This is a genomic window from Bradyrhizobium sp. 613_E4_N2_2 (assembly GCF_052075995.1).
GTDB classification, from domain to species: domain Bacteria; phylum Pseudomonadota; class Alphaproteobacteria; order Rhizobiales; family Xanthobacteraceae; genus Bradyrhizobium; species Bradyrhizobium barranii.
The window spans coordinates 4,929,768-4,942,258 of record NZ_CP197234.1; the positions used below are offsets into that span (position 1 = coordinate 4,929,768).

The window sequence follows — 12,491 nt, forward strand, 5'->3', positions numbered from 1 at the left end:
ATTTTGTCCTAGGGAGACACCCATGATGAAGCGGATTTTTCTCGCAGCGATCGTCGCCACCTTTGCAGCGGGCTCGGCCTTCGCGGACGACACCTGCGAGAGCAAGGCGGTCGGCAAGGACGGCAAGGCGCTCGCCGGCGCCGCCAAGACCTCGTTCATGAAGAAGTGCAAGGCCGACGCTTGCACGCCCAAGGCCGTCAGCGCCGACGGCAAGCCGCTTGCCGGTGCCGCCAAGAACAGCTTCATGAAGAAGTGCGAGGTCGGCGCCTGATCGCTGCTGGTTCGCCACTGCTGCACGGACACTCTGCAACTCCGTCGTGCCCGGGCCTGTCCCGGGCATCCACATATGTGTGTCCGTGCGGCACAGATCAGATGGCCGGGCCAAGTCGAAAGCACGACCGTCCTCTGGTAACATCGTCGTCAAGCTGTTCGAATTAACCACCAATTCGATCCAATTTTAATAAGACAACAACGCTGCTTGTTAGCGTGAGCCGCACAGATCAACGTGCGGGAATTGCCGTTTTCCGGATATCGGCGGGACCGGGAAAGTGACTTCGTCGAGTGCGATCGTCTTTCATTGGGAGCATCTCGCCATGATCGAACGTCGTGCAATGAAGCGCATACCGATCAACCGGGCCGCGCGGCTATCGTTTGGTGAAATTCACGGGACTCATCCGTGCCTGGTGCGCGATATCAACGCCTTGGGTGCCCGCATTTCCACGCCGTACTACATATTTGCCGACGAGTTTGTGTTGTCGTTCGACGGTCATTCCGGAATTTTCTACTGCCGCGTCGTATGGAAAAAGGAGACGCTCTGCGGCGTTTTATTCCTCCTGCGTCGTCGCGCGCCAAAGGCAGCGAACGATTCCGGCGCGCCCGCAAATGTGGTGCGACTTGATCGCCGCCTCGTGTGCCGCGGCGGGGTCTTTAGCCCGGAAGTATCGACCTGACTCCTCGCCCGCGCGGGTGCATATTGCAGCGGAAGGGCGTCGCGAGGTGACCGAATGAAACGCCGCAGTTTTGTCGCGCTTCTCGGCGCAGCGGTTACCGTCATGCCCCTCGCGGCCCATGCGCAGCAACCCGCGGTGCCGCGGGTTGGCTATGTCTGGGGTGGCGTTCGCGGGACGGACTTGTACTACCAGACCGGCTTCCGTCAGGGACTTGCGGACCTGGGATATGTCGTGGGGCGCAACCTGCTGCTCGAAGAACGCTACGCCGACGGAGAGCCGGAGCGCGTTCCCGCATTGATCGCTGAACTCCTCACGCTCAACGTCGATGTTCTCGTGACTCCAGGCACACCAATTTCGCAGGCTGCGCGACGTGCAACGTCCACGGTGCCGATCGTCTGCATGAGCGGAGATCCGGTCAGAGCCGGTCTTGTGGCAAGCCTTGCCCGACCAGGCGGCAATATCACCGGGCTGTCGCAGCTCTCGGGCGAATACGGTGTCAAGTGGGTGGAACTGCTGAAGGAGGCGGCACCGAAAGTGCACCGTGTCGCAGTGTTGTGGAATCCTGACAATCCGACGACCGCCAACCAAGTCGAACTCATGCAGAAAGCGGCGCCCGGTCTCGGTATCGAGCTGACGGCTCTCTCGATACGGCGCGCGGACATCGACAACAGCTTCGCCGCGCTTGGGGAGAGAGGCTTCGATGGTCTCGTCGTCACCGACGATCCATCGCTGATACCCCTCGTTCCCCGCCTGATCGAGTTCACTGCAGAGCGGCGCTTGCCGGCGATCTATCCATTCCGCGACTCGGCTCAGAGAGGAGGACTGATGTCGTACTCGGCCAACCTTTTCAAACTATGGCAACGCGCTGCAGGCTATGTTGATCGCATTCTGAAAGGGGCCCGTCCGGCGGAGCTTCCCGTCCAGCAGACGACGGATGTGATCCTGAATATCAACCTCAAGACCGCCAAGGCTCTTGGTCTCGACATTCCGATGACGCTGTCCGCCCGAGCCGACGAGGTGATCGAATAGCAACGGAAATGCTGCGCGCGAAAATTGCGCTTGGGAGACTGTCGCCGGGCGCATCAGTATGGGGTTGATGAACGCAAGCGGCCGCCTGATAGCCTCGCCTGCGGTCGCTGCCAATACGGGTTGTCCACGCACATCGCGGAAAGTCCGATCGCAGACGCTCGGCATTGATCCCATGACGTATAAGCGCACTCGAAATAGGTGCTGCCACCCCACTCCCATCTCTGAAGGCAGACGGGGTGGCTGGGATCGTAGGTTTGGGCTCTAGCCGAGGCGATCGCCAGGATCGCCGCACTGCCCAGGATTAGCCAACGGAGCATCCGCATCGCCGCCTCCTCCAAATGGATCATCCAAGCTTTCCGGTTCGACCGCCGCTCATGTGGAGACGGGAGACGCTTGCGACGCTTCATAGCTCCTGCGTCGTCGCTCGACGAAAGCGGCGAACGAGTCCCTCGTGCCCACATCGGCACCTCTGCGCTCGCCCCGGGCCGGCGGACATAACTCATCCGATAAGTGGCCCTGAGCCTTGCTCGGAAAGACCCTGCAGCCGCCATCCTGCAATATCACTGGTCTTTCCGCATTGCTCGCAATTCAGGTGAGAGCATCCCCTAGCTCGTCCCCGCTGAACGTTCTCGCGGGAGGCTTCACATCCGCAGCGCGGGCAAGCTAGCGCCGCGCGCCCGCATCCAGGGCTTGCGAGCAAGAAACTGGCGAAGTTCGATACGCGGTCGACGATCCTTCTGATCAATTTGGATTATCCAAACGACGGCCCCGGACTTGGGTTGAGTGTGAGGTTCCGGGACCGTCATCGAGGCGCGGACCGCAGCCCACCCGCGCACTGCCAGTAACGTGGATGTCCGCGCGACGAACAATTGTCTTCTGGTACAATCCCACTGCGCGTCATCATGCCCGCTAGCGGGCATTGCGGTGCTCGGAGCCGATAGCCAATCCTGGCCCGTCAGCGAAATATCGATGCCTCTCAACCAGGTCCGCCTGATGGGCCGCAGCGCACTGGATATCTCGCGCCGAACTCTTCGCATTTGCCCTGTACCGAAGACCTTTGATCTGGATCAAGGAGTCGAACTATCGATGCAATCTCAACTTGGGCGATAGGCGACGTTCGGAACCATCGACGCCTGTCGCATCAAATTCGCGAATTAGGGGGCAACCAACAGACCTGCAACGTAGTGGAGAGACCGCCATGGCCGTCAATCTCATTTCAGCTGCACAACAGCTCCTGACCCCTGAAGTCATTGCGCAGATTTCCTCCTTTCTTGGGATGGACCGAAGCGCGACGCAGAAGGCCGCAATAGCGGCCATCCCGACAATACTGGCCAGCCTGTCGGATCTGGTCGGAACCCCGGCCGGCGCCAATCAACTGTCAAAGCTGCTGTCACAACAGCAAGGCAGCAATCCCATGGATATGTTGCGCAACGCCGGCGCCCCGGACCTGGCTCAGACGGGTTCGAGCATGTTGTCCGGACTGCTTGGAGGCCGAACCATGGATACCATGGCCCAGGCGATCGGGAGTTTCGCGGGAATGGGCGATGGCGGCGGCAAGTCGTTACTCGCCGTGGTCGGGCCGCTGGTCCTGGGTATGCTCGGCAAGCAGCAGCATGACGCCGGGATGGATGCAAACGGACTGGCATCGCTTCTGCGCTCGCAGAAAGATCAGATCATGGCGGCGATTCCATCGGGCCTCAGTGATCAACTCGGCGCCGCGGGCCTGATCGACAAGGCACGCAGTGGAATGGCCTCGGCCGCCGCCACAGGGAGCCGGATCGCCGGCGTTTCCGGCGCCACTGGCGCGAGCCAGGCCGCCATGGCCGCCGGCCGGTCGCAATGGCCATATTGGCTCGCCGCGCTCGTTATCGTTGCCGGGCTTGCCATATATGCGCTTCAGCGTCCGACCGAGCCGACGGTCGCTCAGAGTACAAACATTACGCGGCCCTCAACCGGAACTGTGGGCATGGCGCCCGCGGATCTGACCGTTGACGGCGTGAATCTGGCGAACCAGGTCAATTCGTCCCTTGGTACGCTGCAGGCTCAACTGCCGACCATCACCGATGAAGCTAGCGCGCAGGCGGCCCTGCCGAAGATCAACGACGCCATCTCACAGCTGGATGGCGTCACGGCACGAGCTGCCAAGCTTTCTCCGGAAGCGCGACGCGCGCTTGCCAAGCTGATCGTCGCGGCGGCGCCGGCCATCAATCAGATGTGCGACAAGGTCTCGGCGACACCGGCCGGCACGATCGCAAAGCCAGTGATCGACAATCTTCGTGCCAAGCTCGACCAGTTGGCGAAAGCCTGAAAGCCAGAGACGTCACACGCAATAAACTCGCCACACTTCAGGACGGGACGTGTTTCCCACCCTCCCGTCCTGCAAGATGAAAGGAGAAGACTCCATGGCCGACAAGACCAGTTTCACCAAGGATGAATGGGCGCTCCTCCTGAGAAGCCCGATGAATGCTGGAATGGCCATTACGGCTGCCGAACCGAGCGGATTGTTTGGCCTTCTGAAGGAATCATTTGCTGGCGGCACCGCGCTCGCCCAGGCGGCCACCGATCCCAATGCCAACCCCTTGGTAAAGGCTGTGGTCGCCGACTTCCAGACGAGCGACGGCCGGGCCGCGGCTCATGACGGGTTGAAGGCAGAGCTCGGCAAGAGCACGCCGGCCGAGATCAAGACCAAGACAATCGCATCGTTGCATGAAGTCACGGCGCTGCTTGCTGCGAAAGCTCCGGATGATGCCGCGGCTTTCAAGGGCTGGCTGCGTCAGATTAGTCAAAAGACGGCTGAGGCTGCATCGGAAGGCGGAGGGTGGTTCGGTGGGGGCGTTCAGGTCAGCGACGCCGAGAAAGCAACCCTCGGCGAAATCTCCAGCGCGCTTGGCATCTGATCTCGGTGGGCCGCACGGCCCACCTCTACGCGCCCTGCACCATTGGTTTGCGGGATGCCCGAGCCGCTGGCTTCCCCAAGGCCAGCGGCTGTTCTTTGCGGCGATGTGCGGGCAGTTGGGCAAATTCTCGTTGCGCGTCGGCTGGGCGCTGACCGAAATGGCAACTCCGCTGCCTTCCATGGCAACGTTGACATATGTCAAAGCCGGCAATTCCTGGAACCGAACTACTCCAACCAGCTGAGGCGCTGGGGGGCCATCATGAAACGATGGAGCGGTCAACCTGCACTGCTCGCTGCTACCGCGATTGCTGCATCATGCATCGCATTCGATGGTGGAATTGACTCTGCGCATGCGAAGTTCGGTCGAATAACGAAGTCGGCGATTGTCCCTGGCGCAACGCCGCTGGAAGTGCATGACCATACCCGCGACGCAAACGGTTCGCCAAACGCCAACGACCTCCCCTCGCTTGCCACGAAATCACCGCGACGGCGTCAGCGCGCAGCAGGGCAAGGCCCGAAAGCTCACGGCGACATTCGGCGAGCAACGCATCGGAAGAGCAACCATCAGCATGCATTTCATAAAAAGCATCCCAGAAGGGAAACCCCATTGTTCGGGCTTGCGAGTTTCTACTCGGAAGACGAGATGACCGCGAGCGGCGAGAGATTCAACAAGCATGCGCTGCATGCGGCGCATCCGTCCTTGCCGTTCGGAACACGCCTGCGCGTGACCAATGTCTTGAACAAAAAGTCCGTGATCGTGAGAGTCAACGACCGTGGTCCATTTGTTCATGGACGCATCATCGACGTTACATCGGGTGCGGCCCAGGCCCTTGGAATGATCAAGATCGGCGTGGTCAATGTCACCCTTGAAATCGTTCGATAATGGCCGCTCATTTCATATATCGACGGCGGCCGGGCCGTGATCAATACGGCGGGAAAGGACTGATTTGGGCGTACACGGCCTAATCCCGCTTGAACCGATAGTCGAACGCCCCATCCAGCGGCTTGATCAGCCCGACCGTCGGCGCCGGAAAATGGATCGGCAGGATCAGCGTGTCGGTGTCCGCAACGGAGGCGAAGAACTTTCGCCGCGACACCGCCGACTGCCTGACATCCCAATCCGGCTTCGCCGACCAGTCCGGCTCGCGGCACTGGATCTGGTGATGCATGAGATCGCCCGCAACCACCGCGCGGCTCCCCTTCGAAAAGATATTCACGCAGCAATGACAGGGTGAGTGCCCCGGCGTCGGCGTCAGTGTGACGGTGTCATCGAGCGCGTAGTCGTCGTCGACCAGCAGCGCCTGCCCGGCCTCGACGATCGGCAGGCAATTGTCGCGGAAGACGGTGCCGGGCGGATTGTTGCCTTTGGCATTCTCCGCCTCCCAGGCAGCGTACTCGCCCTTGTGAAAGACGTACTTTGCATTCGGAAACGTCGGCACCCAGCGGCCGTCGCGCAAGGTCGTATTCCAGCCGGTGTGGTCGATGTGCAGATGCGTGCAGAAGACGTAGTCGATCTGCTCGAAAGAGATGCCGAGCGCGAACAATTCGTTGCGCCAGCGCTCCTTGCCGGGAAAGTCGAACGGCGGCGGATGGCCCTTGTCCTCGCCGGTGCAGGTGTCGACGAGAATGGTGTAGCGCGGCGTGCGCACGACAAATGTCTGGTAGGTGATGACCATCATGCCGCGCGCGGCATCGAACACCTCCGGCTCCATCGTCGGCAGATGACGGGCGAACACGCCCTCGTCATAGGCCGGGAAGAAATCCTGCGGCCGCCGCCACGGCCCTTCCCGCTCGATCACCGCATCGATGGTGATGTCGCCGATCCGCAGTTGCTTCATGCGTCTCCTGCCGCTTTTTCTTCAGCGTAATGAGCGAGTTCGCAGTGCTCAAGCCTCATATGCGCATGCCTGTGCGGCCGGGACCTTGATTTCGGTGTGACGTGACCACAGCCACGCCGCGTTATCTCAACGACGCACACACGTCGCCGAGGCGTCACACGCGCGTCGTGGGCCACGCCCGATAATCCCCGCGTCATTCCAGGTCAAACCCGCGCAGGTTGCGCAGCAAGAAACAAGGGGCACCACGTGGACATGAAAGCGTTCCTCTCCCTGATCTCGTCGATATCGCTCGCCGCATCGCTGGCCGGCACCGCAATTCCGGCGCACGCCGATCAGGACGACAACGGCCGCGACCGCGGCTTCGAGAATTCCAGGGATCGGGACCATCATCACGGACACCGCTCACCGCCGGTAGTCGTCATCTCGCTCGACGGTGCAAAGCCCGATTTCATCCAGCAATTTATCGACGAAGGCGTACTGCCGCGCGACGGCGCTCTGGCGCGGCTGAGCCGCCATGGCGCGGTGGCGCAGCAAAACATCACGGCGTCGCCGTCACTTACCGCCGTCTCGCATATCGAGATCGCCACCGGCTCGACCGCCGTCCACAACGACATTCCCTCGAACACCTACCAGGCGATCGTCGGGCCGGCTACGTCGAGCCTCAGCGGTTTCGCCGCGCCGATCGGCGGCTATCGCGACAGCCCGCTCGGGCCCTCGCCGCGTCCGACGGCATTGCCGCTGTGGGTGCAACTGCGCCAGCAGGGCAGGAAAGTCGTCACTGCGACGTGGCCGGGCGGCGACGGCGCCGACATCTCGATCAACGGCACGGTGGTGCAACCGGCCCAGCCGATCCGCATCACCGACTACACCGTGCCGTTCGGCGCATTCGGCGGTATCGGCGCCCAGGGCTTTTCGCTCACATCGGCGGACTTCGCCGCCGATCCGGCCGTGGCCACGGCCCTCCAGGCGGCTGGCCGCTTCTCGTTCAGCCCGGTGCTGGCAACCTCCGCGCCGATCGAGACGTTCTCATGCGCATCCGCTCCGACCGCAACCTGCACCAACGCGGCTACCCAGGACATCAAATATGCGATCCGGGTAGCGGCGCTCGACACCACCAATGACAGCAGGGTGAACTACGACACGCTTGTGTTCTTCGACGCCACGCGCGGCATTACGGCTGGACCGTTCAAGCCCCCGGCGACCGGACCGGCCTATGCGAAGTTCGGTGGCGAGAACGCGCCGTTCTTCTTCGACGGCAGCGGCGCCAAGGTCGGTGCGGCCTACTTCGTCTCGCAGCTCGCGCCCGATCTCTCGGTGGTGCGCTTCGCCCGTTACGGCGCCAACTTCATTCCGCGCAACGCACCGGTCCTGACCGACGTCGACGACATCAACAACACTATCGGCTTCTGGCGTCCGCAGGCCGACTTCCGCATTCCGGAGCGGCTGAGCCCGGGCTTCACCAATTTCCCGGACATCGAGATCGAGGCGATGTTCGAGGACATGGTCAAGACCTTCGTGCGCTATCAGGCCGATATCGGCGAGCGCGCCATCCTGAACAATCCCGACGCCGATCTCGTGATGATCTATATTGAGCAGCCCGACGGCTCCGAGCATCAGTTCCTGCTCACCGACCCGCGCCAGGGCACCAACCCGAAGGACCCGAACTCGATCGGGGCCAACCAGGACGCAGCCAAGGTCGCCCGCTACAAGTCCTACATTCGCTTCGCCTATCAGACCGCGGACAGGGCGGTGAAGCGGATCGCCGATGCCGCAGGGCCGGACAGCAACGTCATCGTCGTGTCGGACCACGGCTTTGCGCCGTTCCACACCTCGGTCAGCATGGCCAATATCCTGAAGAACGCCGGCATCGACACCACCAAGGTGGCGATCCGCACCTCCGGTCCGGCGGCCAACATCTACGTCAACCTGCAACAGCGCGAACAGGGTGGCACCGTCGATCCTGCCACCTACAAGTCGCTGGTGACGCAGATCACCGAGGCCGTGAGGAATGCCGTCGATCCCAACCCCAAATTCAACGCTTCGCTCGAGGACGGGCGGCTGTTCACGGTGGTCGAGACCCGCCCGCTACAATGCGAGGCCGGGCTCGGACAGTGCACCAGCAAGACCATCGGTCAGGACTTTGGCGACGTATTCGCGCTGATGGCCCCGGGGTACAATTTCGACGGCATCCAGAGCCCCGGCGTCGCCCGGCTCGGCGATGCTCCGTTCAATGCGGCGACGACCACGCTGTCGATGCCAAACTTCTACGGTGCCCACGGCCACGATCCCAAGCTGCCGGTGATGAGCGCGACCTTCATCGCCGCCGGCCCGCAGATCCGCAACAACACCACGATCCGACGCATGCACAATCTCGACGTCGCGCCGACCATCATGCAGATCCTGGGCGTCAGACCGCACCAGGTCGATGGCGAGGTGCTGCGCGAGATTTTGCGCTAACGATTGAGGGCCACAACGGATGGGTGCTGTACCGCCGCCCATCCCGCCAGTGCATTGCGCGTCTCTCGATTTGGTTGCAGCCCGGATGGAGCGAAGCGCAATCCGGGGCCGGAGCAACTGCATCATGCGACCGCTCGCGTGGAACGAATCCCGGATGGCCCTTCGCTCCATCCGGGCTACGGCTTCCAATTAAGATCGCAACCCCGGCGCTTCCTGCCCGGTGCGCGCGACATATTCGGTGTAGCCGCCACCGAACTGGTGGATGCCCTCCGGCGTCAACTCCAGCACGCGGTTCGACAGCGTCGCCAGGAAGTGGCGGTCATGCGAGACGAACAGCATGGTGCCCTCGAAATCCGCCAGCGCCGTGATCAGCATCTCCTTGGTGGCGAGGTCGAGATGGTTGGTCGGCTCGTCCAGCACCAGGAAGTTCGGCGGGTCGAACAGCATCTTGGCCATCACCAGGCGCGCCTTCTCGCCGCCCGACAGCACGCGGCAGCGCTTCTCGACGTCGTCGCCGGAGAAGCCGAAGCAGCCGGCGAGCGCGCGCAACGACCCCTGCCCTGCGGTCGGAAACTGGTCTTCGAGCGACTGAAACACGGTGCGCTCACCGTCGAGCAGATCCATCGCGTGTTGAGCGAAATAGCCCATCTTGACGCTGCCGCCGACTGCCACCGTGCCCTCGTCCGGCTCGCTCGCACCGGCGATGAGCTTGAGCAGCGTCGACTTGCCGGCGCCGTTGACGCCCATCACGCACCAGCGCTCCCTGCGGCGGATCATGAAATCGAGCCCGTCATAGATGCGCTTGCTGCCGTAGCCCTTGTAGACGTTCTTGAGCGCCACGACGTCCTCGCCCGAGCGCGGCGCCGGCGGAAAATCGAACGCCACGGTCTGGCGGCGGCGCGGCGGCTCAACCCGCTCGATCTTGTCGAGCTTCTTCACCCGGCTCTGCACCTGGGCCGCATGAGACGCGCGCGCCTTGAAACGCTCGATGAACTTGATCTCCTTGGCGAGCATGGCCTGCTGGCGCTCGAACTGCGCCTGCTGCTGCTTCTCGTTCTGCGCCCGCTGCTGCTCGTAGAACTCGTAGTCGCCGGTATAGGTCGTGAGCGAGCCGGAATCGATCTCGATCACCTTGGAGATCACGCGGTTGATGAACTCGCGATCATGCGAGGTCATCAGCAGCGTGCCTTCGAAATCGTGCAGGAATTTTTCCAGCCAGATCAGGCTTTCGAGATCGAGATGGTTGCTCGGCTCGTCGAGCAGCATGACGTCGGGGCGCATCAAGAGAATACGCGCCAGCGCCACGCGCATCTTCCAGCCGCCGGAAAGCTTGCCGACATCGCCGTCCATCATCTCCTGGCTGAAGCCGAGGCCGGACAGCGCCTCGCGCGCGCGGCCGTCGAGCGCGTAGCCGTCGAGCTCCTCGAACGCGTGCTGCACCTCGCCATACCGCGCGATGATCTCGTCCATCTGGTCGGCCTTGTCGGGGTCGGCCATAGCGGCCTCGAGCTCGCGCAATTCGGCTGCGACCTCGCTCACGGGACCGGCACCATCCATCACCTCGGCCACGGCGCTGCGGCCGCTCATCTCGCCGACGTCCTGGTTGAAATAGCCGATGGTAATGCCGCGATCGGTCGAAACCTGCCCTTCATCGGGCAGTTCCTCACCGGCGATCATCCGGAACAGCGTGGTCTTTCCCGCGCCGTTCGGGCCGACGAGGCCGATCTTCTCGCCCTTGTTGAGGGCGGCGGAAGCTTCGATGAACAGGATCTGGTGGCCGGCTTGCTTGCTGACGTTGTCGAGGCGGATCATGGGGTCTTTTTGGGGGGAATGTTGCGTTGCAGCGTCATAGGCCATACGGGCCGCCAGGGGAAGCCCGGCCGGGCCCGGATTCCACCCCACCAGACGCCAGCTTCCTGTAATTCATCCCGACGCGACGCTTCGCGCCCGCTGCCTGCCGTCTCGCTGTCCGCTTCCAGCCGAAGCGCGCTGTCCGAGCGGCAAGGCGTGACGTCCGCCAATGTCCCATATAGCGGACTTGCCGCTACCGCCCGTCAGGCGTCGGCTTGTGACCCATAGCGGTCATGGGACCTTCTTTTGCCCGCCTGCATCCGGGAGCCTTTCTCGCAATGATGCTGTTCCCAGCATAGGCGATGCTGTCAACGTGCACGCCGTCGCCAATTGCTCGGGGTGTCCCCGGTCAGCTTCCTGAAGGCGGCGGCGAACGCGGTCTGGGAAGAATAGCCGAGCGCGACCGCGACCGAGAGGACCGACGCGTCGGTGCCGCGCAGCATGTTTTTGTCCTCCTCGAGCCGTTGCTGGCGCCGCCAGGCATGTGGGGAAAGCCCGGTGCTTTCCTTGAAGGCGCGGCAGAAGTGGAATCGCGAAAGACCGGCATCAGAAGCGAGCGCCGCGAGCGATACGTCAGCGTCGATGTCCGAGTGCAGGCGCTCGATGGCGCGGCGCAATACGACCGGTGAGAGGCCGCCCCGCGTCGGCTGGAACGTGGACGGCGCGCCGACATGCGCCGCCAGCAGGCGCGTGGCCAAGAGGTCCATCAGCTGATGCCTGAACAGTGTATCCACGACGACATTGCCCACCACGGCGTCGGTCGCGGTCAGGAGCAATCGGGATGTAATGGGGTCGGGATGCGCCGTTCGCTCCAGCAGATCGGTCGAGGTGGCGCTGTCGACCTCGCCTGCAACCCGCTCGAGCGTGGCGTGCGGAAGATAGAGTTGGATGACATCGACAGGTTTCGGAATATCCCACCGGGAGCTCGATCCTTCGGGGATGATGATCACGACTCCGGGACGAAACGTACCGATCGCAACCGCGCTTCCCATCCGCCGCTCCATGCGCTGCACCGTGCCGTTGTAAGCCATGATGACGTGATGGCTCATGGGCGCGACGACGTCGTGCAGCGGGTCATGCTTCCAGTGGGCGATTCCGCCGCCGGAGGAATCCAAAGCCATGTGAAATGGCGTGGTCCCGAGCACCCGCGCCATTTCTGCACCGGCGGGAGGGCGCTCGGCATGAGCCGGAGTGACTTGGCACGCCTCAGGCGCAACTGACGCATCCTCCAGGGAAGCGCGCAAGATATGCTTGTTCATGAACGTATCCTCGCACTCGGGAGGCGATGCAGGTGGTAAGCCGTGCCTCGGCTCGGCCAGGTTTGTTGCGTTGATTGCGAACGTCAGTGCGCGTCGAGTGCAGGCGGGCCAACCATTTCTCGAACCCTCGTTCCCGGAGGGTGAGAAAATGTGTACTGTTTCGAACGGAAAAGACCTTGCAGCCGGCCTGAATTGCGATCGAGTTTTCCTT

General features: G+C 62.6%; 11 protein-coding genes. 7 read left to right on the top strand and 4 right to left on the bottom strand.

Annotated elements, in window-relative coordinates:
• Nucleotides 1–22 precede the first annotated feature (22 nt).
• The 3 genes from AB7290_RS23895 to AB7290_RS23905 all read left to right on the top strand — a co-directional run bounded on the left by AB7290_RS23895 (nt 23) and on the right by AB7290_RS23905 (nt 1,979).
• On the top strand, nt 23–271 hold the full coding sequence (locus AB7290_RS23895; RefSeq protein WP_071914505.1) for a hypothetical protein: 249 nt from the start codon (nt 23–25) through the stop codon (nt 269–271).
• 322 nt (nt 272–593) lie between these two features.
• Nucleotides 594–950, top strand: coding sequence for a PilZ domain-containing protein (locus AB7290_RS23900; RefSeq protein WP_085399213.1), 357 nt, complete (start codon nt 594–596; stop codon nt 948–950).
• Nucleotides 951–1,004: 54 nt separating this feature from the next.
• Nucleotides 1,005–1,979, top strand: a complete 975-nt coding sequence (locus AB7290_RS23905) for an ABC transporter substrate-binding protein (protein ID WP_441253987.1) — start codon at nt 1,005–1,007, stop codon at nt 1,977–1,979.
• A 53-nt stretch (nt 1,980–2,032) separates the two neighbouring features.
• On the opposite strand, the gene AB7290_RS23910 is transcribed toward AB7290_RS23905, so the two are convergent.
• A complete protein-coding gene (locus AB7290_RS23910; RefSeq protein ID WP_349642871.1) occupies nt 2,033–2,530 on the bottom strand; it encodes a DUF3551 domain-containing protein in 498 nt (165 codons plus the stop codon).
• Between the two features lie 647 nt (nt 2,531–3,177).
• Between AB7290_RS23910 and AB7290_RS23915 the strand changes: the two genes are divergently transcribed.
• The 3 genes from AB7290_RS23915 to AB7290_RS23925 all read left to right on the top strand — a co-directional run bounded on the left by AB7290_RS23915 (nt 3,178) and on the right by AB7290_RS23925 (nt 5,758).
• Complete coding sequence (locus AB7290_RS23915) at nt 3,178–4,287, top strand: DUF937 domain-containing protein (RefSeq protein WP_063983611.1); 1,110 nt, start codon at nt 3,178–3,180, stop codon at nt 4,285–4,287.
• Between the two features lie 94 nt (nt 4,288–4,381).
• Complete coding sequence (locus AB7290_RS23920) at nt 4,382–4,876, top strand: hypothetical protein (RefSeq protein WP_063983612.1); 495 nt, start codon at nt 4,382–4,384, stop codon at nt 4,874–4,876.
• 258 nt (nt 4,877–5,134) lie between these two features.
• Complete coding sequence (locus tag AB7290_RS23925; protein WP_245343975.1) at nt 5,135–5,758, top strand: septal ring lytic transglycosylase RlpA family protein; 624 nt, start codon at nt 5,135–5,137, stop codon at nt 5,756–5,758.
• Nucleotides 5,759–5,837: 79 nt separating this feature from the next.
• Here the strand turns inward: AB7290_RS23925 and AB7290_RS23930 are convergent, their stop codons facing one another.
• A complete protein-coding gene (locus AB7290_RS23930) occupies nt 5,838–6,713 on the bottom strand; it encodes an MBL fold metallo-hydrolase (RefSeq protein WP_085399216.1) in 876 nt (291 codons plus the stop codon).
• Nucleotides 6,714–6,965: 252 nt separating this feature from the next.
• On the opposite strand from AB7290_RS23930, the gene AB7290_RS23935 reads away from it, so the two are divergent.
• Nucleotides 6,966–9,170, top strand: coding sequence for an alkaline phosphatase family protein (locus tag AB7290_RS23935; protein WP_201266131.1), 2,205 nt, complete (start codon nt 6,966–6,968; stop codon nt 9,168–9,170).
• A gap of 189 nt (nt 9,171–9,359) precedes the next feature.
• Here AB7290_RS23935 and AB7290_RS23940 read toward each other — a convergent pair whose 3' ends face one another.
• Together AB7290_RS23940 and AB7290_RS23945 are read right to left on the bottom strand one after the other, a co-directional pair.
• Complete coding sequence (locus tag AB7290_RS23940) at nt 9,360–10,982, bottom strand: ABC-F family ATP-binding cassette domain-containing protein (protein WP_063983614.1); 1,623 nt, start codon at nt 10,980–10,982, stop codon at nt 9,360–9,362.
• A 347-nt stretch (nt 10,983–11,329) separates the two neighbouring features.
• A complete protein-coding gene (locus tag AB7290_RS23945; protein WP_085399218.1) occupies nt 11,330–12,280 on the bottom strand; it encodes a helix-turn-helix domain-containing protein in 951 nt (316 codons plus the stop codon).
• Nucleotides 12,281–12,491: the final 211 nt, after the last annotated feature.